The following is a 21,371-nucleotide window of genomic DNA, read 5'->3' as shown; positions in this document are numbered from 1 at the left end:
AACGGCACAGGCCCATCTTCTCGGGGCCCCAAACCAAAGAGGCAAACATGTCCGGAGCCACAATCGTCGATCATCCGCTGGTCCAGCACAAGCTGACAATCATGCGTGACAAGGGAACTTCCACACAAGGCTTCCGACGTCTGCTTCGCGAGATATCACTTCTGCTGTGCTATGAAGTGACACGCGATCTACCGGTGGTGAACCAGACGATCGAAACGCCAATTTGTGAAATGCAGGCGCCGACGCTTGCTGGCAAGAAATTGGTCTTTGCCTCCGTCTTGCGAGCAGGCAATGGTCTCCTTGAAGGTATGTTGGATCTGGTGCCGTCGGCGCGCGTGGCTCATATCGGACTTTATCGTGATCCCGACACGCTGCAGCCGGTTGAATACTATTTCAAGGCGCCCGAAGACCTGAACGAACGCTTGGTGATTGTGGTCGACCCCATGCTTGCGACTGCCAATTCCGCCATCGCCGCCGTAGAAAAGCTGAAGCAGCGCGGCGCAAACAACATACGTTTCTTGTGTCTCCTTGCAGCACCTGAAGGTGTGGCAAAGTTCATCGATGCACACCCGGATGTTCCGGTGTTTACAGCGTCCATCGATGAGAAGCTGAACGATCACGGCTATATCGTGCCGGGCCTCGGCGATGCGGGCGACCGGATGTACGGCACCAAGTAAGTCGGGCATGCTAAGGAATTGAGGCGCTCGGATCCGTCCGGGCGCCTTTTCTGTTTGTGCTTGTTCGGGGTTGGTTCTTATCGTGTGAATCACAAATCGGAAGCGAAGGGGCGGCAATGATCACCGTATTTGGATCTATCAATCTGGATCTGGTTGTCGCGGTTGCGAGGCTTCCAGAGCGCGGTGAAACGGTCATCGGTCCTGACCACCAGGCCTTTTCTGGCGGAAAGGGGGCGAATCAGGCTTTGGCTGCCCGGCGTGCGGGATCTTCCGTGCAAATGGTCGGAGCGGTTGGTCAGGATGCATTCGCAGCCCCTGCTTTGACCGGCTTGCATGACGCCGGGGTCAGGCTGGACACTGTTCGGCGGCTGGAGGGAGCGACCGGTCTCGCCTTTATCGGCGTCGAGGCAAGCGGTGAAAATCAGATTATTGTCGCCAGTGGTGTCAATACGCGTGTTTCGGCAGACTGGTTGCAGTCGGGGCTGGCATCCGAAGACATCGTGTTGATGCAAGGAGAGCTGCCTGAAGCTGAACTCATGTCAGCGGTTGAGTTGGTACATGCAGCCGATGCAACGCTTATCTGGAACCCGGCGCCCGTTCCAAGTTTCAAGTGTGCAGCTTTGGTCGGTGATGTAGACATTCTTGTCGTCAATCAGGGCGAGGCGGAAGAATTGGCGGCATTGCTGGGACTGCCGTCCGAACCGGAGTCATTCGTCAGTGCATTCCCAAAAGACGATCTGCTTGTCGTTGTGACAATGGGCGCGGACGGGATCTGCGCGGGCAAAGGGGCACAGCGCTTTCGGATCAAGGCTCCGTCGATTGACGTTCACGATACGACGGGTGCGGGTGATGCCTTCTGTGGCGCACTGGCCGCTGCCATCGATCGCGGAGATCAAGCAGAAGCTGCATTGAAGCAGGCAGTAGCTGCGGGCAGCTTGGCGTGTACGGTGACCGGCGCCCAATCGAGCGCACCCAGCCAAGGCGATATTCAGAAACTTGCCGCACAACTCTAAAACTGATGCACCTTCACATCGTGCTAAGGGGTCTTTGTTAGGCTCGCTGTTCGATTGGAAAATCCGGTTCACAAAGAAGCTTACCGACCAATGTGGCCTGTCTCGCTTATAATTTTGGTTGTTGCTGCAACTGCTTTGATCGTTCCGCGTTTAGTGGATGGTGATGACGTCGTGGGCTTTCTCGACATGGTCAGGGGTGGGCAGGTAGTCTCTTCGGAAGGCGATGCGGATGAGGCAAATGCAGGAAGGACACATAAAATCCGAGCGGCCGACAATGGACAATACATGACCGAAGCGCGGCTAAATGGGCGTTTTCTGGATATGCTTGTCGATACTGGTGCTTCCGCGGTTGCTTTGCCCGAAAGTCAGGCCAGGAAGATTGGCATATTTCTGCAACCTTCAGACTATAACCTCCCTGTCCAGACTGCGAATGGTGCGACCCATGGTGCGCGCTCTGTCATCCGTGAACTGAAGTTGGGTTCAATCCGCTTGAAAAACATCGACGTGATTGTTCTGAAAGATGAGGCCCTGTCTGTTCCGCTTTTGGGAATGTCCGCCCTTGGTCGCCTCAGGGGTTTCGACATTTCGAATGACACCATGATCCTTGTTCAGTAAGGTCGCGTCATTCCTCAAACATGCACTTTTCCAGCAATGGATCTGACCCGTTTTACCCTTAAGAGGTGAGTAATGTTTCCCAAGCCGCAGCCCGCTCTTGAACCGAACACCTATGCCTACGAATCCTTGCCGATGGTCAAGCCAACCGGCTTTCGTGAGTACGATGCGCGTTGGTTGTTTGAAAAAGAGATCAATCTCATGGGCATGCAGGCCCTTGGCATGGGCATCGGTACCCTGATGCACGAGCGCGGCGTGCAGCCCGATATCGTCGTTGGGCATGACTTTCGCAGCTATTCCTCGGCGATCAAGATGGCAGTGATCAACGGATTGTTGGCGGCTGGAATCAATGTTCATGACATCGGTCTCGCGATGTCGCCGATGGCGTATTTCGCACAGTTCGCATTGGATGTGCCTGCCGTTGCAATGATCACCGCATCCCATAATGACAACGGCTGGACGGGTGTCAAAATGGGCATCAACCGTCCGCTGACGTTCGGTCCGGATGAAATGGGGCGTTTGAAGGACATCGTGCTTGAGGCGGAATTCGATGCAAGGGGCGGCGGCAGCTATCGTTATGTCGAGAACTTCGCCGAGACCTACATCAAGGACCTGACTGACCGGCCGAAGCTGAAGCGCCCGATCAAGATCGTCGCAGCTTGTGGCAACGGCACGGCTGGGGCCTTTGCACCGCGCATTCTGGAGGCTATTGGTGCGGAAGTGATCCCGCTCGACACAGAACTCGATCATAGCTTCCCGCGCTACAATCCAAACCCGGAAGATATGAAAATGCTTCATGCCATCCGCGACAAGGTGCTTGAGACAGGTGCCGAAGTAGGGCTTGGCTTTGACGGCGATGGCGACCGGTGCGGTGTTGTCGACAATGAAGGCGAAGAAATCTTCGCGGACAAGGTCGGTGTGATGCTGGCGCGCGACATTTCCGCTTTGCACCCCAATTCCCAGTTTGTTGTCGATGTGAAATCGACCGGTCTCTTCAATACCGACCCGGTCTTGCAAGCCAATGGCGCCAAGACCGACTACCACAAGACCGGCCATTCCTACATCAAGCGCCGGGTGACGGAGTTGGGCGCAATCGTCGGATTCGAAAAATCGGGGCATTACTTCTTCAACGCTCCCATTGGCCGTGGTTATGACGACGGTCTGGTATCCGCGATTGCGATCCTCGATATGCTCGACCGGAATCCGGACAAGACAATGGCGGATCTCCGCCGTGACTTGCCCAAGACCTGGGGCTCACCGACGATGGCTCCGCATTGTGAAGATGAAATCAAATATGACGTCGTCGACCGCGTCGTTGCACGGTTCAAGGACATGCAGATGAAGGGCGAGAAGGTCGCCGGAAGCCCGATCACTGACCTGATTACCGTGAACGGCGTCCGTGTTGTGACCGATGACGGCACCTGGGGCCTGGTTCGGGCATCTTCCAACAAGCCGGAACTGGTTGTTGTTGTTGAAAGCCCGACTTCCGAAGAGCGACTTCATGCGATGTTCAAGGCGGTGGATACGGTTCTGCGCGAGAACCCGGAAGTCGGCGAATACAATCAGACGCTTTAAAGCCGTGTGAATTGAGCGGGGTAGAGTATCAGTCCTCTACTCCTTTCGCGTCGATCTGCGTACAGACGCTATACGAAGAAACAGGAATGCAATGTCGACGATCCGGGACTTCGGGAGACTTCCAGACGGAACTGTGGTTCAGGAAATCAGCCTGAAAAAAGGGCCGCTTGAAGCCAAAGTCTTGACCTACGGTGCTATTGTCCGGGACCTGGCCTTTAACGGAAAGACCGTTGTCCTTGGATTTGAGGATCTTGAAAGCTACCTGCAGAACAATGCATTCTTCGGCGCAGTACCGGGTCGGTGCGCAAACCGGATCTCGAATGGCCGGTTCGAGATTGACGGCCATGCCTATCAAGTGGCGCAGAACATTGAGGGCAAGCATCACCTTCATGGCGGCAATGTTGGCTTTGCCGATCGTGTCTGGTCGTTGGAGCAGCATGACAAGGCAGGCGTTCTTCTGAAGCTCGTCTCGGAAGACGGAGATGAGGGCTACCCCGGGCGTGTTGAAGTCTTGTGCCGCTACACCCTCACAGGCGCAGGCGCGTTGCGTGTCAAGTTCACCGCAACCACCGATGCGACGACCATCGTCAATGTGACCCAGCACAGCTATTTCAATCTTGCCGGTACGCCGGACATCCTGGGCCATGTGCTTGAGATTGCTGCCGATCGGTACTTGCCCGTGACTGATGAGTTCGTTCCGTCAGGCGAGATTCGCAAGGTTGAGTGGACGCCCTATGATTTTCGCGAAGGCCGGAAGCTGAGAAGGAAGGCCTCAGAAAAAGGCGTGATCTTTGATCACAATTTCTGCCTGGGCGATGAGCCTCTTGATCAGGTTGCTTTTGCTGCCGCCCTCGAGGATCCGCAAGGGGATTGCCGTATGGAGGTCTGGACCACCGAGCCCGGAATTCAACTTTACGACGGCTACAAGATTGAGACCAACTCGCCCGGTTTGGGTGGCGCAGACTACGGTGCCTGCGCCGGACTTTGCCTGGAGACTCAACGTTGGCCGGATAGCGTCAATCATGACAATTTCACTGAAGTGCTTTTGCGTCCGGATGAGACTTACAACCACATCACCGAATTCCGTTTTTCCTGAGCGGTTTTGATTGGAGGGGCGTCTCGTTGAAAACAATTTTTTCTCAGAACCAGCTCAAGCATGCTCCAAAGCATGAAATTTCTGACGGTCAGCTGAAACCGGCCGTTGAAATTCCGGAACGCGCCGAAATTGTCTTGAGCACGGTTCAGAGTCGTGAACTTGGGGCAGTGATCGAGCCAAAGGATTTTGGCGAAAAGCCGCTGGCCCGCGTTCATTCGCGAGACTACCTCGCATTCATGGAGAGCTTCTGGGGGCGGTGGACTGCGGTCGGCCGGAGCTCTGAAGCATTTCCTTTTGTGTGGCCGATACGGTCATTGCGTGAAGACCCGGCACCCGATCACATTGATGGCCTTTTGGGTCGATATTCCATGGATGCAGGCACGCCGATTGGCCCTCACACTTTTGAAGCTGCAAAAGCGGCGGCCAACACTGCGCTGACAGCAGTAGAATTGGTTAAGCAAGGTGAAAAAGCCGCGTTTGGCCTTTGCCGCCCGCCTGGACACCATGCAGGGCGTGATTTCTTCGGTGGCTATTGTTTTTTGAACAATGCGGCCATTTCAGCACAATGGCTCAGGGATCATGGCGCTGACCGGGTTGCCATCCTTGATGTTGACTACCATCACGGCAACGGCACCCAGTCGATTTTTTACGATCGCTCAGATGTGCTTTTTCTTTCTTTGCATGCCGACCCGAAGGTGGAATATCCGTATTTCCTGGGCCATGAAGATGAAACAGGAGAGAATGCCGGTAAGGGCTATACGCGGAACTGGCCGATGCCGCTTGGCACCACCTGGCAAGCTTATGAAAAGGCGCTTGATGATGCGTGTCGTTGGCTTCTAATCTACAAGCCTGACTACTTGATCGTCTCGCTTGGCCTCGACTGCTTCGAAGAGGATCCGATTTCAGGTTTCAAGTTCGCAAGCAACGATTTTACGAAGCTTGGGAAACGGCTTGCACTCCTTGGTCTGCCGACGGTCTTCCTCATGGAAGGTGGCTATGCCGTCGAAGCTCTCGGCACCAATTGCGTGAATGTTCTGGAAGGTTTCGAGCGCGGTTGAACCGCGCGCTCAAACCGGCAATCCCATCTCTCGCAGATCCTGCCGGAGTTTGTCGGCACCCGTGAAATGCAGAGCCGCCATACCGGCGTCTCGGGCACCTGCGACGTTTTTCTCTGAATCGTCGATGAAGACGCATTCCGATGGCGTGATGGCATTTCTCGCGAAAAGGGCTTCATAAATCCTGAGATCGGGTTTTAGAAATCTTTCCTCGGCCGAGACAATGATGTCCTTGAAAGAGGTCTTGAGAAAGGGAAATCGGTCCTGTGCTTCGGCAAACTTCTCCGAGGAAAAATTGGTGATCGCATAAAGCGGAACATCTGCCGTCTTCAAAGCTTCCAGGACCTCGACTGATCCTTGTATCTCGCCTGGAACCATATCGTGCCAACGTGACGAGTAAGCTGCGATAAGCTCGGCGTGCTCGGGGTGCTGGGAACTTAGCGATGACACTGCTTCGCTCCAGCTGCGGCCTAAATCCTGCTGAAGATTCCAATCCATTGAGCAGATTTCGGATAGAAAGAATTGCCGCTCTGCTGCGTCCGGGATCAAATCCCGATAAAGGTGTTCTGGGTCCCATTCAATCAGGACATTTCCGACATCAAAAACGACTGTTGAAATGGCGGTGGTCATGAAAACTCCTGAATTTGCTATTGAGATGGCGATTAAATCTTTAAGCATCGATGCGTGCTTCGAAGCTAGGTACCAACCGATGGCAAAATTATGAAAATCAGAGTTTCTCTCTTTCTCGCGCTGGCCGCGTTGGTTCTCCTGCCCGCGACAACAAGCTGGGCGCAGCAGGAAGGCCTGCAGAGGTTGCGATTGGGGGTTGCGGTTGGTGCGGATGAAGCGATGCGAGAACGCATCGAGCCATTTCGCCTCTATCTGGAAGACGAACTTGATGTTCCAGTTGATTTGTTTCTGATCGATACGCTCGGCGAACTCGCGGAAGCCCTTGTCAAAGGGGATATCGACTATGCTCGGCTCTCGCCGGCGTCCTATGCTGCCGCCTTTACCCAGTGTGCCTGCATCGAACCGCTGGCGACCGCGCGTCCGGATCATTTTCCAGCCCGCTTCTATTCTGTACTGATCGTCAAATCGGCGGATCAAGGCGCGACACTTTCCGATCTGAAAGGTGGGCGACTGGGTATCGGGCAGTCAAATTCCATCTCCAGCTATAGGGTGCCACTTTCCAACTTGCTTGCTGAAGGTATTGATGTGCGTCAGCATTTTCGGACCAGTGTCAGGGTAAAGGACCCGGTCGAAGGTTTGCAGGCCGTGCTTGAAGAGAGGATTGATGCGAGTTTGGGATGGTCGACGCTGTCTGGCAAGATGGAGACCGGTTACACTGCGGGAACTTTGAACGAGTTGTTCACGAGCGGGGCAGCCGGGCTGGACAAATTGCAGATTGTCTGGCGCTCGCCTGCCATTCCCTACAACGCGCACTCGGTTCGAACTGATCTTCCTGATGAGCAAAAGCGCGCGCTTCGAGGCGCGTTGCTCGAACTGCGGGATGCATCTCCCGCGGCCTATTTCTCAATCGAGCCTGATTTCCCGGGGGGGCTGGAGCCCGTTGTCCACGCTGACTACCGCGCCATGCTCAGATCGTATGCACCTGATTTTCAGGAAGTGCTCGCAGCCAATCCCTAGAGGAACCGGGCTGTGTGCCGGCGGATCATGGCTTCCTCATTTGTGGGAATGACAAGCACGCTTACGCGAGAATCTGTGCTGGAAATGTCAGTCTCTCCTGCATCATTCTTGTCCGGGTCAATTTTCAATCCCAGCCAGTCCAGTTCTTCGCAAACGCGCTCCCTGATTGTAGTCGCGTTCTCCCCAATGCCCCCGGTGAAGACCAGCGTATCGAGTCCGCTTAGGACGGCTGCCATCGCGCCAAGTTCGCGGCGTACGCGAAAAACGAAATAGTCGATCGCCTTGGCGGCTTCTGGTGATGTGCTTTCGCTGAGCGCCCGCATGTCCTGGCTGATGCCTGAAAGACCCTTCAGTCCAGATTCTCTATAAAGAAGATCGGAGACGTCCTCGGGGCTCATGCCTTTGGTTGTCAAGAGGTAGAGGACAACCCCGGGATCCAGCTGGCCGCAGCGCGTGCCCATCGGCAGTCCGTCGAGTGCGGTGAAGCCCATCGTCGAGCCGATGCTCTTTCCATTCTTGATCGCGCACATCGAGGCCCCGTTTCCCAAGTGCGCTATGACCAGTCGACCATCATGTGCGGACGGGCGCCTCTCTTTCAGGTGCTCGCAGATATACTCGTAGGAAAGGCCGTGAAATCCGTAGCGGCGGATCCCTTCGTCATAGTAAGAATCCGGCAGCGCAAACGTATCGTTGACCCACGGATGATGCCGGTGGAACGCGGTGTCGAAGCACGCAACCTGTATGGCCTGCGGGAACGCCGACTTGGCAGCGGTGACGCCGGCTAGATTATGCGGCTGGTGCAATGGCGCCAGCGGGATCAGGGTTTCGAGTTCTGCGAGTAATGCGTTATCAATGACGCGCGGCCGGGAATGAAGGTGGCCACCATGAACGACCCTGTGGCCAACAGCGTCTATCCGGGTAACGCTGGTGAGATCCTTGAGATAGGACAGGAGTGCACCGAGCGCTGTCTTGTGCGATTGGCCTGCGTCTGAAGATAGCGCCTCGTCCTTGCATGTCCCATCAACACAGTTCTCGATGAAGATCCAGGGCTTGGCCCCGAGCCCCGTGACCTGGCCCTTCACCGTCTCTGCATCTCCATCGTACAGGTCGAACTTGATCGACGAAGAGCCGGAGTTCAGCACGAGGATGGTCGGATCACTCATCTGCTCATCCCTCGATCGGCTCAAGAGTTTCGACGGGATTACCCGTCGCTTTCCAATGGTTGAACAACAGGGCCAGCGCGCAGGATGCGAGTCGTGCCCTGCTGTCGTCCGCCCGACTGGTGAGCATGATCGGCACCTTCGCGCCAATAACAAGGCCGGCTGCCTCCGCATGGGCGATGAAGGTCAGCTCCTTCGCAAGCATGTTGCCCGATTCCAGATTTGGCACGATGAGCACTTCCGCACGCCCGGCAACGAGAGAAGTGATACCTTTTGTGCGGGCTGCCTGGACGTCGATCGCGTTGTCCATCGCAAGCGGCCCATCGACGATGCCACCCCTGATCTGATTTCGTTCTGCCATTTTTGAGAGGATCGCTGCGTCAAGACTGGACGGAATAGCAGGGTTGACGGTTTCGATCGCAGAAAGAACACCGACCTTCGGCAAGGGCAAGCCAAGCGATAGAGCCGCGTCGATCGCATTTTGTGTGATGTCGACTTTGGTGTTGAGATCAGGCGCAATGTTGATGGCTGCATCCGAGATCAGTACGGGTGTCGCACGGCCTGGAATGTCCATCACAAAAACATGGCTGATCCGCCGCTTTGTGCGAAGGCCGCCGTCACGTTTAACGATATGCCTCAGAAGGTCATCTGTGTGCAGATGCCCTTTCATGATGGCTTTGACTTTGCCCTCATGAACCATTGCGACGGCTTTTGCCGCAGCCGCTGCCTCATCTTCTATATCGATGAGGGAAAACGGAGAAAGGTCCTCGTCGATAGCCTTGGCTGCCGCCTCGATACGATCGCGTGCTCCGATCAAAATGGGCTCGATCAGGCCCTCTCTCGCCGCGAGAATTGCCCCTTCCAGTGAGCTTTCGTCATCGGGAGCAACGACTGCCGTTGGGAGTGCCGACAGTGTTTTCGCGAGCGTGATCAGGCGGTTAAAATGCCGGTGGCGCTCGATCAGGAGTGCAGGTAGCTCCGAGGCGTCAAACTCGATCTGTTGTTTTGGTGCGACAACTTCGGCCATGCCCGACGCGACAAGGTCACCGGATTCCGTGCTGACCGTGGTTTCGAGATCGAGCATTTCGTTCGGTCTTTTGGCGGTCACCTCGACCCGAACCGTCAGACTGTCACCCACCGCTACGCGGCGGTCAAACGCCAGAGTTTGCTTTTTGTAGACGGTTCCGGGCCCAGGTAGAATGTTACCCAGAACTGCCGATATCAAAGCGCCTACCCACATGGATGGGGCCAGCGGCGTGTCGACCACGCCGTCACCTGTCCAATCGGTGTCGGGTAGATTGAGTGGGTTCCTGTTCCCGGAGGCATGCGCGAAGATGAGCAGGTCGTTGGTTGAACATACACGAGTGATTTCCGCGCAATCACCGACCTCAATCTGATCAAATGTCTTGTTCGTAGCCATTCTTGCCTTCATCCATTTGCCCGGTGTCGCGCTTCAATTTGCTGCAATGCAGCGTAGACACGAACAGACTAGCCGTCTTGTGCGACGGATCAAATACGGGCAAATGGCTACGTCAGGGCTCAGTTAAAGGTCACAGAGGTCGATAGTCGGGGTCTTAAAAAATAAACGTCGCCCATAGGAATGGTTGATGCACTGGGGAACAGGTTCTGAGCCAGGCTCGCAAACATTGGAATATAAGTGTAGCTTGATTGTCCGACGACGATTGATGTTCCGGCTTTTGCGATTGTTTCAGGGATATCGATCGGAGGTTCTGATCCGGCAGCCCAAGGGGTGCCGCCATCTTGATCGACGCTCCAGTCGACTTCGCCGTTGCCTTCATCATCGAAGGTGACACTTGCGATCGTGACCGACAACCTTGAGCTCTCGTAAGGGCTCATGATTGCAGACGCCGCAAGCATGATATCAGCCGCTTCTGAGGTCGAAATGGACTCGCTTTGGGCGACGAGATCGGCGACAGAGCTCGCAATCTGGCTGACTTTCCTATCCTGATTCAAGGCACTGGTCGTCTCGGCCATCCCAATGAGCAACAAAAGAAGGAATGGGAGGATGAGGGCGAACTCAACCGCAGCCACAGCGGATCGATCCGAGATAAGCTGAGAGGCTGTCTCTCTTCGTCGATTTTGTTCGCGCGGAGCTACCATGGGAAAGGCTCATTCCTGAAGATCACAGTCGAAAACAGAAGTCGTTCCATATCTCCCGTGTCACCGGCATCAGTGCGTAGCATCGAAGTGAACATTGGCCAGCGATAGACTGCACGGGCCACGATAATGTCATTCGCCGCCCCAATATTGAAATCCGTGTCTTCTTTTAGCTCGCCGTCTTCATCTATGAGGTCGGGGATATCGTCAAGAGAAGCGAAGTCGCTATAGGTTTGAACGTCGATAGTCAGCCTGGACATCTGGCAAAGTATACCTGTCATGTTTGTGCAGACGTCAGTCTTAAAGGCAGCTGCGTCAAAGCTGCTTTGATGTGCCTGGCCGGTTCTAATTAGTCGCGCGGATTCAAGTGTTGCGTTGTCGAGAACGCGATTCACGAGGAATGCCAAGCCGAATTCAAAAAGTCCAAAGACCAGCATGAGAAACGGAAGTCCAACAGCCGCAAACTCAATGGCTGTCACTCCATTCCGGTCCTTCGTGTATCGCCGCAACATATGCCCGAGGAGACGTGACACAGAGGAAAAGCGACGATTGGAACGGATCTGCCCGCAATTCTTGTTTGCCGACTTCATCATGGAGTGCTCTAGTTTGAACCGCCAGCGGCCTGGACTGCAAGGTCATTGCGCGTTGTTGATTGTTGTGCAGCAGATGCAAAAGCTTCTTCGCTATCGCCCATGCGCAGGGTTGGCTCGCAAACAGGTGCGCATGAATAGGTTGTCCGGGCCGAGTTTCTTGTAACCGATACGGTATTCTCGCCAGACGCCTTTACAATGATGACTTCATCTATAATCGGCTTGTTGGCGTCATCCAGAATAACCAGATTTGTACTGCCGTAGGCCTTTCCAGTGACAACGACCGTGTAGCGGTCATGCATGGAGACGTCTGCGATAAATGGATTTCCAACGATAACTGTGCTCGCGGGCTCGTCGATCCGGAATACCTTCGCGCGGTCTACTGTCACCGAAACAACAGCCTCTTCCGAGGATGCTGCCTGTCCGGAAAACGTAAGGAAGGCGCAGATGCACATTCTTTTGAGCATAGAAAAATCCATCGTCATGACCTACCTCAGATCTGATGAGGTTTACGAATGTTTACCAAGAACAAGGTGAAGGAAGCCCTAACGCGCGGTGTATTTTGTGGCACCACGCTGGATGGCAAATAGAGCGTTTAAATAGGAAATAGGAAGATGCTCGATGACAGAATTCGGCAATGTTCATCTCGTCGGCGTATCAAGTAAAAATGCCAAAATTATAAAAAAATTAACTGACATAAATTCGAACTTTAAAATAATTTGAATGAAATAAGAGTTATGATGATGACTAAGTGGAGAAATTTGATAATTATACGGGAGGTGGAATTGAAGAAAAATTTAGAAAAATAAGAAATATACTATTAACTATAAAGAGGGAGCTGCGTAAAAAACATCACTTACTTGGTAATTTTAACTCCTTGGAAACGGGCGGCGGCTACATTGACCTCATGTTCGAACGGCCGACCAACAGGCACGACGAACGCAGAAGCTGTCAAAACAAGTGGTACATTGGAGTAAACTCATGAAAAATCTTTTCGCACGTTTTGCTAAGGACGAATCTGGCGCAACCGCAATCGAATACGGCCTCATTGCTGGTCTTATCGCCGTTGCTTTGATCACGGTCCTTGGCACGATGTCGACGAATCTGAACAGCCTTTTCACAAGCATCTCTAACGCGCTTTCTTCTGCCTCCTAAGAGTTGGCTTGAGAATATATACGTTTGGAGCGGTCGGGCGATTAGCGAGCCGGCCGCTCTGAAAAACAAACGGGCGACTTTCGCCCGTTTTTGCGTTGGTTAACCGTTTGGCCAGCAGCAAAAGATAGTTTGCATCTAGGTCAAAACGAACAACGGCAACCGATATGGAAAATGCAGCGATATTTTCAGTCTTTCCAGTGCTCGTCGTTTTTGCGGGAGCATCCGACCTCCTCACTATGACCATTCCCAATCGGGTCTCAATTCTGCTGATCCTGGCATTGGGATTGATGGGTGTCCTGGCCGGATTTTCCGTTCAGGAGTGGGGTATTCACTTGCTCGGTGGCGCGGCCGTCTTTTTGCCCTGCTTTATTATGTTCTTTTTGGGCTGGATGGGTGGCGGTGACGCGAAGGTCGCGAGTGCAATTGCCCTCTGGTTCGGCTTCGGTGCCAGCTTGACGCAATTTCTGCTGCTAACCGCAGTTTACGGCATGGCATTAACCTTGGGCATTTTGGCATTTAGGCTCATTCCCGTGCTGCCGGGCTTTTGCTTGGGGCAGGGATGGCTGTTGAAGCTTCACGACAAGCAAACGGGTATCCCCTACGGCATCGCGATATCGGCCGCCGCTTTGCACACATACTCTTCTTCTGCGTGGTTCGATCTTCTCAGCTAAGCGCCCTGAAGCTTCGGCTCGAGCACCTGCAGAGCTTTTTCAAAGTAAAAAAATAGTAAACGTCAGCAAAGAAATCACTAATCGAATTTAACCAAGTTTCGTCACTATGGGTTAACCATGTTTTGACGAATTGCGAGCGATATTGAAAGCCGACGGCGCTTCCTCTGCCGTCCAGGCCGGTGGATTTTCTATGAAGTACGCACGATTGGTGGTTCTTGGGGTGGCGTTGGGGGCAGGTCTTCTGGCCGCTCGCATGGTGATGAATAGCAAATCTCCCGAACCCCAGGTTGTTGTTACCCAGGCGGAAACTGGCCAGAGCGAAGAAGTGTTGGTTGCAGCGCGGGATATCGTTCTGGGAGCTAAATTGTCTCCCAAAGATCTGCAATGGACGGAATGGCCGCAAGATGCGGTACCCAAGGGCGCAATCGTGAAGTCGTCTGACCCAGAGGCACGCTCAATTTATACAGGGCAGATTGCGAAAGCCCCTATCTACGACGGTGAACCAATTCGAGCTCAGCGCCTCATTGATACGGAAAAGGGCTTTATGGCGGCGATGCTTCCCAAGGGTATGCGGGCGATTGCCGTGAGTGTCGAGGCAGAAACAACCGCCGGAGGCTTCATACTTCCCGGCGACAAAATCGATCTCATCTTGACGCGCACCGGGAATGGAAACTCGGCTGTCAGCGAAACCATACTCGAAAATGTACGAGTGCTGGCAATTGATGAGACGACGGCGGGAGAACAGGACAAGAAAAGTCTCTCTCCAAAACGTACCGCGACGTTGGAACTCACGCTCGATCAAGCCGAGATCGTTGCGCAGTCCCAACAAGTTGGAACGATATCTCTTGCTTTGCGCAGTGCCCAGGACTCGTCTGATGACGAAGTTGATGTGGTGCGCAAACGCGGTGGGGTGAGTTTTGTGAAATATGGCGTTTCAAGTCAGGCACCGACACGATGATTATTTCCTTCAGCGAGCGTATTCACGCCAGGACTTTTGAAGACCGTTTAACGAGAGGGTTCGGCCTGCCGGTTTTTCTATTCAGCCTGTTTCTCGCGATATGCGGTTATTCGACGGCGGCTTCTGCAGGGACGGATTTCCCTACCCAGGTCCATGTCGCATCGGGTGAGCGTGTGAAGTCACGAATGATCAACGTTGGGATTGGGCGCTCGCTTATTGTCAATCTTGCTGAGCCCGTCGCAGATGTTCTAGTGTCAAATCCGGAGATCGCTGACGCAGTGGTTCGCACACAGCACAGGGTTTTCGTGCTTGGAAACAAGGCGGGGCAGGCCAACCTTGTCCTCTTCAGCCGTTCAGGTCGTGAACTTGCAAGCTTCAATCTACGTGTCGAGCCTGATACGACAGACCTGACAGCGCTAATCCGCCGGGTCGTCCCGGGCTCAAGCATCAAAGCGGAAGCCCTGAACGGAAATATTCTGCTCACCGGAACGGCAAAGAGCACCGGCGACGCACAACGCGCCGGCGATTTGGCGGCCCGATTCGCGGGTGAAGGTGTCACGGCCGCTCAGGTTCTGAATATGGTCGCCGTCGACGGCAAAGATCAGGTTCACCTCAAAGTGACGGTTGCCGAAGTCGAGCGTTCCATCATCAAACAGCTTGGTGTCGAACTCGGTGGCACGATTGGTATCGGGAACTATTCGACGACGTTCAACAACCCTACGTCCTTCAATGTCAATTCGAGTGTCGTGAACCAATCCAGCGTGGGAACGACATTTCTTGCAGGTGGTTCATCGGTCAACGCGAATATTGAAGCATTGCAGAGAGATGGTGTCATCAGGACGCTCGCTGAACCTACGTTGACTGCCATTTCTGGCGAAAATGCGAGTTTTCTAGCTGGTGGCGAGTTCCCCATCCCCGTCGCTCAAGACGACAACACGGTTTCGGTCGAATTCAAGAAATTCGGTGTCGGCCTGGACTTCACGCCTGTTGTTCTGTCCGGTGGGCGCATAAGCCTTCGGGTCAAGACCGAGGTAAGCGAGCTCACGACTGACGGTGCAGTAACAGCCGGAGACATCACAATCTCCGCCCTGAAGGTACGACGCGCAGAATCGACTTTGGAACTTCCCTCAGGGGGCACTTTGGTTATGGCAGGTCTCCTGAAGGAGACCTATAGCCAGTCGATCAATGGCATTCCAGGTTTGATGCAGCTTCCGATTTTGGGCGCCCTGTTCAAGAGCCGCGATTTTCTTCGCGAACAGACCGAGCTCGTTGTCTTTGTGACACCCTACGCGGTGTCTCCTGTCGCTCGGAGCAAGATCACCCGCCCAGACAAGAACCTTCTGCCGCCGTCGGACGCAGAGACGGTCTTTTTGAACCGTCTCAACAAGATTTTCCGCAGTCCCGGGAAGGTTGCCGAGGGTACCTATCACGGCCAGGTCGGCTTTATTTACAAGTGAGGAACAGACGATGAGCTTATCTTACGTTGAAATGTTCCCGAAAGTCAGATCCTTGGCTGTTTGCCTGCTCGGAACGGGATTGCTCGCGGGGTGCCAGACACAGTCGGCGGAAAACCAGTCCGCAATGCTTGCGGCAAACGACTATCAGCTGAGACATCCGATAGTCATTACCGAGCAGCCGGAGACTCTTGATCTGCCGATTGGTTTTAACACCAGAGGCCTGAACAGGCATTTGTCGGACAGTGTTGCTGCTTTCGCGAAACAGTCGAAGGCTCATGGTGATGGCAAAGTCGAGATCCTTGTGCCTTCTGGTTCCGGGAATGAAGCTGCCGTCCATGCGGTTGTGCCGTCAATTCGCGCTGCTTTGAAACGCGGTGGAGTGTCCGGACGTCAGACGGCGACACGTAGTTATCGGGTTGAGGATGCGTCGGCTGAGGCACCTATTCGCTTGTCGTATGCCAGAGTCATGGCCACCGCCGGGCCTTGTGGCGAATGGCCCAAAGATATCGGCGGCGGCGTCAATCAGAACAACGATTACTATAATTTCGGCTGCGCACAGCAAGCGAATCTCGCAGCAATGGTCAGCAACCCGGCTGATCTGATCACGCCACGCGCAAGCACACCTCCGGACCAGATGCGCAGAGCAGTTGTCTTTGAAAAATTCAGGGCGGGTGAAGTGACGGCAAGCGAGTACAAAGAAGGCGACGGCGCGACCGTTTCGGAGTGATGATGTCAATGAGCACTGAGCTTAAATTGTCCGACACGGGCGCAGATCTGAACCCGAACACGGTTTCAGAACCGCAAGCGCCCGCGCCAAATGCAGGCATCGATATTCGCCCAATTCCAAGGATCTCGGTTCAAGGTTTTTGTCTTAGTGACAACACCAGCCGCACGATTGAGATCGCGGCCGAGGATCGACGGATGGCGAAAGCCCATGTGAAAGTTCACATGGGCGGCATTCCGGCGGCGGTTGAGTTTTATGCGCAAGCCCCGACGCCAAACCTTATCATCGTGGAGGCTGGCAACGAGCGATCAGCGCTTGTCGCAGATCTGGAGCGGCTCGCAGAGTTTTGCGACGCTGGCACGAAGGTTATTGTTATCGGTGGCATCAATGATGTTTCTCTCTATCGCGATCTCATTCATCAAGGCGTCAGCGAGTATCTGGTTGCACCAATAGACGTTTATCAGCTCATTGGTTCGATCGGTGAGCTTTACGGTGATCCTGATACAGAACCTCTAGGTCGCACAATCGCATTTTTCGGCGTAAAGGGCGGGTGCGGATCTTCAACGGTCGCACATAACAGTGCCTGGGCGCTTGCTCGCAATTTTGAAAACGAAGTTTCGGTTGCAGATTTCGACTTGCCCTTCGGAACAGCCGGACTGGATTTTAATCAGGACCCATTGCAGGGCGTTTTGGAAGCCGTGTCTTCACCAGAACGTCTCGACGAAACGTTCCTGGATCGCATCTTGTCCAAGTGCACCGAGCATCTGAGTTTGCTGGCGTCTCCGGCGTCTCTTGAGCGAACCTACGACTATGGCGAGAATGCCTTCGATGGCCTTATCGATACCATGCGCAGCTCTACGCCGACAATTGTACTGGATGTGCCGCATGTCTGGAGCGGCTGGACCAAGAATGTCCTGGTTAGTGCCGATGAGGTTGTAATCGTTGCGGAGCCGGATCTCGCCAATCTTCGCAATGCGAAGAATGTCGTCGATACATTGAAGCAACTGCGTCCGAATGACAGGTTGCCGCAACTGGTCATGAACCGGGTAAATGTGCCGAAACGGCCTGAGATCAAGCCCGATGAATTTGCGTCTGCTCTAGGTTTGCCGACGCCGCTGATCATCCCGTTTGATCCACAGCTCTTCGGAACAGCTGCCAACAACGGGCAGATGATCGCCGAGTTGGACGCAAAACATAGCGTGAGTGCCCTGTTCTCGGAGCTTGCACAACAGGTATCTGGCCGCAGCGATACCAACAAGGCAAAGCGCAACGGGTTGAATTCATTGCTTTCGAAACTGATTGGCAAGACGGCTTAGCCTCGCCAGCGTAGCGGAGAAATAGACAACGATGTTCGGTAGACGTGGTACATCGCCCTCAGGAGCGGCGTCGGGAAGGTCCTTGCGGCCAGAAGCGGCGCAAGCATCTCCTTCGGCTACGCCTATCGAAGAAGTCGCAGTCAGGAACGATGCGGCAACCCCTGAGGTGCCGCCGACAGATGCGCCTAAACCAAAAACTGAGCCGAATGATAGGAAAAGCCGGAAGTCCGGCGAGTATTATGAGACCAAGGGGCAGATCTTTAGCGCCCTCGTTGAAGCAATCGACCTTTCGCAACTGAGCCGTCTTGGTCCAGAAGACGCCCGCGATGAAATTCGGGACGTCGTCAACGATATTATTGCGCTTAAAAATGTTGTGATGTCGATTTCTGAGCAGGAAGACTTGCTCGAGGACATCTGTAACGACGTTCTTGGCTATGGTCCGCTGGAGCCGCTTCTCGCGCGTGATGATATCGCAGATATTATGGTCAATGGTGCCCATACGGTCTACATCGAGACCGAAGGCAAAATGCAGCAGACCGGCGTTCATTTCCGCGACAATGCGCAACTTATGAACATTTGCCAGCGCATCGTGAGTCAGGTCGGACGCCGCGTCGACGATTCCAGCCCGATATGTGATGCGCGCCTTCCCGATGGGTCCCGTGTAAACGTCATCGCTCCGCCGCTCGCGATCGATGGCCCCGCGCTTACAATTCGTAAGTTCAAGAGGGACAAGCTTACTCTCGATCAGCTGGTCAAATTCGGGTCGATCACCCCGGAAGGCGCAACAATCCTGCAGATCATCGGCAAATCTCGATGTAACGTGCTCATTTCTGGTGGCACGGGTTCGGGAAAGACTACGCTTCTAAACTGCCTTACGGCGTATATCGAGAGCAGCGAACGCATTATCACCTGTGAGGATTCAGCGGAGCTTCAGCTGCAACAGCCTCATGTGGTGCGCCTGGAAACGCGGCCGCCGAATCTCGAGGGTGAGGGCGAAATCACCATGCGAGACCTGGTCAAGAACTGCCTTCGCATGCGGCCTGAAAGAATTATCGTCGGTGAGGTTCGCGGGCCCGAGGCATTTGATTTGTTGCAGGCAATGAACACCGGCCACGACGGTTCCATGGGCACATTGCATGCGAACTCTCCGCGCGAGGCGCTGTCGCGCCTAGAATCTATGATCACCATGGGTGGTTTCTCTCTGCCCTCTCGGACCCTCCGGGAAATGATCGTGTCGTCGATCGATGTGGTGGTGCAAGCCACGCGGCTTCGTGACGGATCTCGTCGAATTACGCATGTGACAGAGGTCATGGGCATGGAAGGCGACGTCATCATCACCCAGGACGTCTTCCTCTATGACATGATTGGTGAGGATCCGAGCGGTCGAATTCTTGGGCGGCACCGGTCTACGGGTATTGGTCGTCCGAGGTTCTGGGAGCGTGCGCGTTACTTTGGCGAAGAGCATCGCCTCGCCGCCGCATTGGATGCTTCTGAACAACCGGAATATGTCAATGAGTGAGCGCGCCCATGCCTGACCTTCAGTCTTTGCTTGGTCCCGGCCTGACCACTCTCGGCGTTGCGATCTTGGTCGCCGTGAGCATCGGTGGCGTGATCTACGCTCTGTTTCAGCCTGCGCTGTCTGGCACCAGGCGTCGAGACGAGCGCATCAATGTGATCGCGACCCGATCCCAATCAGTTGAGGTTCGTTCGCAAACAAAAGATGGCGACAAACGGCGGAAATCTGTCCAGGATCAGCTTAAGGAATTCGAGGAACGGCAAAAAAAGAAGCTGAACAAGCAATCCAATATCCCGTTGACTGTGCGTATGGAGCAGGCGGGCTTGAACTGGGAGCGAAAGCACTTCGTTTTCTTCAGCATTGCTTGTGCCGTAGTATTTTTGTTGTTGGGTCTTGTCTTCAGCAAGAACCTTCTGGTCGCTCTGGCGCTCGGATTTGCGGGTGGGCTTGGCTTTCCCAGGTGGTTTATCAACGCCAAACGCCGCCGACGTTTTGACGCGTTTTTGAATGAATTACCGAACGCAGTCGACATCATCGTTCGTGGTGTAAAAGCAGGTTTGCCGTTGGGAGACTGCATCCGGATCGTTGCAAATGAAGCAGCTGAACCGGTCGCAAGTGAATTTCAGAAAATCGTCGAGACGCAGGTTATGGGCATTTCGCTAACGGATGCCGTTGCGAGACTTCCCGAGCGTGTTCCCGTCGCTGAGGCTAATTTCTTTGCGATCGTGGTGGCGATTCAGCAAAAGGCCGGTGGTGGGTTGTCCGAGGCGTTGGGAAATTTGTCCAAGGTGTTGCGCGGCCGAAAAACAATGAAACGTAAAATCCAGGCGCTCAGTTCCGAGGCAAAATCCTCTGCCGGTATTATTGGTGCGCTGCCATTTTTGGTTACGGGCGCCATGTACATGATCGCTCCCGATTACATCATGCTTTTGTTTACGCGAACGGCTGGTCACATCATCATTGCGTGCGGTTTGTTCTGGATGTTCTGCGGCATCATGGTGATGCGCAAGATGATAAACTTCGACTTCTAGGAAAGAGACGAAATGGACCTGGAAGCAATTGCCAACAGTCAATTCCTGATCGCTGTCTTGGCCGCCGTGGCGGTCGCTGGAACGCTCTACACACTGGTCGTGCCATTTTTTGAGCGTGACAGTCTGAAGTCACGTATGAAGTCGGTCGCGCTTGAGCGCGACAAGATGCGTGCGCGGGAACGGTCGCGTCTCGCGGCCGAGAAGAACGATCCACGCACTGCGTTACGTGCTAAACCCAAAGAGCAAGTCAAGAACATCGTGGATCGTCTGAATTTGATGGCGATGTTGTCTGATGAAGAGACCAAGAACAAGCTGAGAATGGCAGGTTATCGCGGCACCGGCCCACTGTACACTTTCCTATTTGCGCGTGTTGCGCTGCCCGGGATTCTGCTGATCGTCGCGGCATTTTATGCCTTTGTAATTCTCGTTGATGCTTTTCCGCTTGTGACACGGATTGCGGGTTGCATCTTTGTTGCGGGCTTGGGCGTGTTCATACCGAACCTGTACGTGCAAAATCGAATTACCAACCGCCAGCTTTCTATCCGCCGGGCTTGGCCCGATGCACTGGATCTGATGCTGATCTGTGTTGAGTCCGGAATGTCGATTGAAGCCGCGTTTGGACGGGTCGCAGAAGAGATCGGTGTACAATCGGTTCCGCTAGCAGAGGAATTGACGCTGACGAACGCCGAGTTGTCGTATCTCGGCGAGCGCAGGCTCGCCTACGAAAACCTTGCCACGAGAACCGGCGTGGATGGCGTGAAGAATGTCATGATGGCTCTCATTCAGGCCGAACGATACGGAACGCCTGTTGGAAATGCGATCCGGGTAATGTCGGATGATAATCGCGAGCAACGTATGCAGGAAGCCGAAAAGAAGGCAGCATCCCTGCCGCCCAAACTGACAGTTCCGATGATTGTCTTTTTCCTGCCAGTATTGTTCTTTGTTATTTTGGGTCCGGCAGTTATGCAGGTGCTGGATACATTTGGTTCACCCAAGTGAA

The 21,371-nt window shown here is 54.2% G+C and carries 22 protein-coding genes and 1 pseudogene; 16 read left to right on the top strand and 7 right to left on the bottom strand.

The annotated features are described in order from the left end of the window. Positions 1 to 47 precede the first annotated feature (47 nt). The 6 genes from upp to ABJZ52_RS12350 all read left to right on the top strand — a co-directional run bounded on the left by upp (position 48) and on the right by ABJZ52_RS12350 (position 6,031). Complete coding sequence (gene upp, locus ABJZ52_RS12375) at positions 48 to 677, top strand: uracil phosphoribosyltransferase (RefSeq protein WP_192110772.1); 630 nt, start codon at positions 48 to 50, stop codon at positions 675 to 677. Between the two features lie 116 nt (positions 678 to 793). Beyond that, entirely contained in the window at positions 794 to 1,690 is an 897-nt protein-coding gene (locus ABJZ52_RS12370) for a ribokinase (RefSeq protein WP_348192651.1), read from the top strand. A gap of 90 nt (positions 1,691 to 1,780) precedes the next feature. Then, complete coding sequence (locus tag ABJZ52_RS12365) at positions 1,781 to 2,305, top strand: TIGR02281 family clan AA aspartic protease (RefSeq protein WP_348192648.1); 525 nt, start codon at positions 1,781 to 1,783, stop codon at positions 2,303 to 2,305. 72 nt (positions 2,306 to 2,377) lie between these two features. Continuing rightward, the gene (locus tag ABJZ52_RS12360; protein ID WP_348192645.1) at positions 2,378 to 3,877 is read left to right on the top strand and encodes a phosphomannomutase/phosphoglucomutase; all 1,500 of its coding nucleotides are present in this window, start codon (positions 2,378 to 2,380) and stop codon (positions 3,875 to 3,877) included. Between the two features lie 91 nt (positions 3,878 to 3,968). Next, positions 3,969 to 4,973 (top strand): aldose epimerase family protein, encoded by a 1,005-nt coding sequence (locus ABJZ52_RS12355; protein ID WP_348192642.1) that lies wholly within the window; start codon positions 3,969 to 3,971, stop codon positions 4,971 to 4,973. 26 nt (positions 4,974 to 4,999) lie between these two features. Beyond that, on the top strand, positions 5,000 to 6,031 hold the full coding sequence (locus ABJZ52_RS12350; RefSeq protein ID WP_348192639.1) for a histone deacetylase family protein: 1,032 nt from the start codon (positions 5,000 to 5,002) through the stop codon (positions 6,029 to 6,031). 9 nt (positions 6,032 to 6,040) lie between these two features. On the opposite strand, the gene ABJZ52_RS12345 is transcribed toward ABJZ52_RS12350, so the two are convergent. Further along, positions 6,041 to 6,658 (bottom strand): HAD family phosphatase, encoded by a 618-nt coding sequence (locus tag ABJZ52_RS12345; protein WP_348192636.1) that lies wholly within the window; start codon positions 6,656 to 6,658, stop codon positions 6,041 to 6,043. A 90-nt stretch (positions 6,659 to 6,748) separates the two neighbouring features. Here ABJZ52_RS12345 and ABJZ52_RS12340 point away from each other — a divergent pair, with 90 nt between their 5' ends. Further along, complete coding sequence (locus ABJZ52_RS12340; protein ID WP_348189016.1) at positions 6,749 to 7,675, top strand: PhnD/SsuA/transferrin family substrate-binding protein; 927 nt, start codon at positions 6,749 to 6,751, stop codon at positions 7,673 to 7,675. On the opposite strand, the gene ABJZ52_RS12335 is transcribed toward ABJZ52_RS12340, so the two are convergent. The 6 genes and pseudogenes from ABJZ52_RS12335 to ABJZ52_RS12310 all read right to left on the bottom strand — a co-directional run bounded on the left by ABJZ52_RS12335 (position 7,672) and on the right by ABJZ52_RS12310 (position 12,010). Next, on the bottom strand, positions 7,672 to 8,838 hold the full coding sequence (locus ABJZ52_RS12335) for an acetate/propionate family kinase (protein WP_348192632.1): 1,167 nt from the start codon (positions 8,836 to 8,838) through the stop codon (positions 7,672 to 7,674). The two genes, ABJZ52_RS12340 and ABJZ52_RS12335, sit on opposite strands and share 4 nt — an antisense overlap. 4 nt (positions 8,839 to 8,842) lie before the next feature. After that, complete coding sequence (locus ABJZ52_RS12330) at positions 8,843 to 10,255, bottom strand: bifunctional enoyl-CoA hydratase/phosphate acetyltransferase (RefSeq protein ID WP_348192629.1); 1,413 nt, start codon at positions 10,253 to 10,255, stop codon at positions 8,843 to 8,845. Positions 10,256 to 10,374: 119 nt separating this feature from the next. Then, a complete protein-coding gene (locus ABJZ52_RS12325) occupies positions 10,375 to 10,692 on the bottom strand; it encodes a hypothetical protein (protein WP_348200097.1) in 318 nt (105 codons plus the stop codon). Positions 10,693 to 10,776: 84 nt separating this feature from the next. Next, positions 10,777 to 10,956: pseudogene (locus ABJZ52_RS12320) on the bottom strand (TadE/TadG family type IV pilus assembly protein); the annotation flags it as partial. Further along, a complete protein-coding gene (locus ABJZ52_RS12315) occupies positions 10,950 to 11,432 on the bottom strand; it encodes a TadE/TadG family type IV pilus assembly protein (RefSeq protein WP_348200095.1) in 483 nt (160 codons plus the stop codon). The pseudogene ABJZ52_RS12320 and the gene ABJZ52_RS12315, both read right to left, overlap by 7 nt. A 122-nt stretch (positions 11,433 to 11,554) precedes the next feature. After that, positions 11,555 to 12,010, bottom strand: a complete 456-nt coding sequence (locus ABJZ52_RS12310) for a pilus assembly protein N-terminal domain-containing protein (protein WP_348192623.1) — start codon at positions 12,008 to 12,010, stop codon at positions 11,555 to 11,557. A 514-nt stretch (positions 12,011 to 12,524) separates the two neighbouring features. Here ABJZ52_RS12310 and ABJZ52_RS12305 point away from each other — a divergent pair. The 9 genes from ABJZ52_RS12305 (at position 12,525) to ABJZ52_RS12265 (ending at position 21,370) form a co-directional block, all read left to right on the top strand. Next, positions 12,525 to 12,698, top strand: a complete 174-nt coding sequence (locus ABJZ52_RS12305) for a Flp family type IVb pilin (protein WP_348192620.1) — start codon at positions 12,525 to 12,527, stop codon at positions 12,696 to 12,698. A gap of 164 nt (positions 12,699 to 12,862) precedes the next feature. After that, entirely contained in the window at positions 12,863 to 13,369 is a 507-nt protein-coding gene (locus ABJZ52_RS12300; protein WP_348192617.1) for a prepilin peptidase, read from the top strand. A gap of 190 nt (positions 13,370 to 13,559) precedes the next feature. Continuing rightward, a complete protein-coding gene (gene cpaB / locus ABJZ52_RS12295; protein WP_348192614.1) occupies positions 13,560 to 14,327 on the top strand; it encodes a Flp pilus assembly protein CpaB in 768 nt (255 codons plus the stop codon). Continuing rightward, positions 14,324 to 15,784 (top strand): type II and III secretion system protein family protein, encoded by a 1,461-nt coding sequence (locus tag ABJZ52_RS12290; protein WP_348192611.1) that lies wholly within the window; start codon positions 14,324 to 14,326, stop codon positions 15,782 to 15,784. The genes cpaB and ABJZ52_RS12290 overlap by 4 nt, the downstream gene beginning before the upstream one ends. Before the next feature lie 10 nt (positions 15,785 to 15,794). Continuing rightward, positions 15,795 to 16,511 (top strand): CpaD family pilus assembly protein, encoded by a 717-nt coding sequence (locus tag ABJZ52_RS12285; RefSeq protein ID WP_348192608.1) that lies wholly within the window; start codon positions 15,795 to 15,797, stop codon positions 16,509 to 16,511. Positions 16,512 to 16,519: 8 nt separating this feature from the next. After that, entirely contained in the window at positions 16,520 to 17,824 is a 1,305-nt protein-coding gene (locus ABJZ52_RS12280) for a CpaE family protein (RefSeq protein WP_348185989.1), read from the top strand. 31 nt (positions 17,825 to 17,855) lie between these two features. Continuing rightward, a complete protein-coding gene (locus ABJZ52_RS12275) occupies positions 17,856 to 19,343 on the top strand; it encodes a CpaF family protein (RefSeq protein WP_348192605.1) in 1,488 nt (495 codons plus the stop codon). Between the two features lie 305 nt (positions 19,344 to 19,648). Further along, the gene (locus ABJZ52_RS12270; protein ID WP_348200094.1) at positions 19,649 to 20,371 is read left to right on the top strand and encodes a type II secretion system F family protein; all 723 of its coding nucleotides are present in this window, start codon (positions 19,649 to 19,651) and stop codon (positions 20,369 to 20,371) included. Positions 20,372 to 20,383: 12 nt separating this feature from the next. Next, entirely contained in the window at positions 20,384 to 21,370 is a 987-nt protein-coding gene (locus tag ABJZ52_RS12265; RefSeq protein ID WP_348192599.1) for a type II secretion system F family protein, read from the top strand. Position 21,371 lies beyond the last annotated feature (1 nt).

It is taken from the genome of Roseibium sp. (genome assembly GCF_039982295.1).
In the GTDB taxonomy this organism is placed as follows: domain Bacteria; phylum Pseudomonadota; class Alphaproteobacteria; order Rhizobiales; family Stappiaceae; genus Roseibium.
Note: the sequence above shows the minus strand (reverse complement) of the source record. Positions and strands in the feature narration are given on the sequence as shown.

Coding starts and splice junctions, on each gene's coding strand:
- upp (WP_192110772.1), top strand. CDS start 48: ATGTCCGGAGCCACAATCGTCGATCATCCGCTGGTCCAGCACAAGCTG.
- ABJZ52_RS12370 (WP_348192651.1), top strand. CDS start 794: ATGATCACCGTATTTGGATCTATCAATCTGGATCTGGTTGTCGCGGTT.
- ABJZ52_RS12365 (WP_348192648.1), top strand. CDS start 1,781: ATGTGGCCTGTCTCGCTTATAATTTTGGTTGTTGCTGCAACTGCTTTG.
- ABJZ52_RS12360 (WP_348192645.1), top strand. CDS start 2,378: ATGTTTCCCAAGCCGCAGCCCGCTCTTGAACCGAACACCTATGCCTAC.
- ABJZ52_RS12355 (WP_348192642.1), top strand. CDS start 3,969: ATGTCGACGATCCGGGACTTCGGGAGACTTCCAGACGGAACTGTGGTT.
- ABJZ52_RS12345 (WP_348192636.1), bottom strand. CDS start 6,658: ATGACCACCGCCATTTCAACAGTCGTTTTTGATGTCGGAAATGTCCTG.
- ABJZ52_RS12340 (WP_348189016.1), top strand. CDS start 6,749: ATGAAAATCAGAGTTTCTCTCTTTCTCGCGCTGGCCGCGTTGGTTCTC.
- ABJZ52_RS12335 (WP_348192632.1), bottom strand. CDS start 8,838: ATGAGTGATCCGACCATCCTCGTGCTGAACTCCGGCTCTTCGTCGATC.
- ABJZ52_RS12330 (WP_348192629.1), bottom strand. CDS start 10,255: ATGGCTACGAACAAGACATTTGATCAGATTGAGGTCGGTGATTGCGCG.
- ABJZ52_RS12325 (WP_348200097.1), bottom strand. CDS start 10,692: ATGAGCCCTTACGAGAGCTCAAGGTTGTCGGTCACGATCGCAAGTGTC.
- ABJZ52_RS12310 (WP_348192623.1), bottom strand. CDS start 12,010: ATGCTCAAAAGAATGTGCATCTGCGCCTTCCTTACGTTTTCCGGACAG.
- ABJZ52_RS12305 (WP_348192620.1), top strand. CDS start 12,525: ATGAAAAATCTTTTCGCACGTTTTGCTAAGGACGAATCTGGCGCAACC.
- ABJZ52_RS12300 (WP_348192617.1), top strand. CDS start 12,863: ATGGAAAATGCAGCGATATTTTCAGTCTTTCCAGTGCTCGTCGTTTTT.
- cpaB (WP_348192614.1), top strand. CDS start 13,560: ATGAAGTACGCACGATTGGTGGTTCTTGGGGTGGCGTTGGGGGCAGGT.
- ABJZ52_RS12290 (WP_348192611.1), top strand. CDS start 14,324: ATGATTATTTCCTTCAGCGAGCGTATTCACGCCAGGACTTTTGAAGAC.
- ABJZ52_RS12285 (WP_348192608.1), top strand. CDS start 15,795: ATGAGCTTATCTTACGTTGAAATGTTCCCGAAAGTCAGATCCTTGGCT.
- ABJZ52_RS12280 (WP_348185989.1), top strand. CDS start 16,520: ATGAGCACTGAGCTTAAATTGTCCGACACGGGCGCAGATCTGAACCCG.
- ABJZ52_RS12275 (WP_348192605.1), top strand. CDS start 17,856: ATGTTCGGTAGACGTGGTACATCGCCCTCAGGAGCGGCGTCGGGAAGG.
- ABJZ52_RS12270 (WP_348200094.1), top strand. CDS start 19,649: ATGGAGCAGGCGGGCTTGAACTGGGAGCGAAAGCACTTCGTTTTCTTC.
- ABJZ52_RS12265 (WP_348192599.1), top strand. CDS start 20,384: ATGGACCTGGAAGCAATTGCCAACAGTCAATTCCTGATCGCTGTCTTG.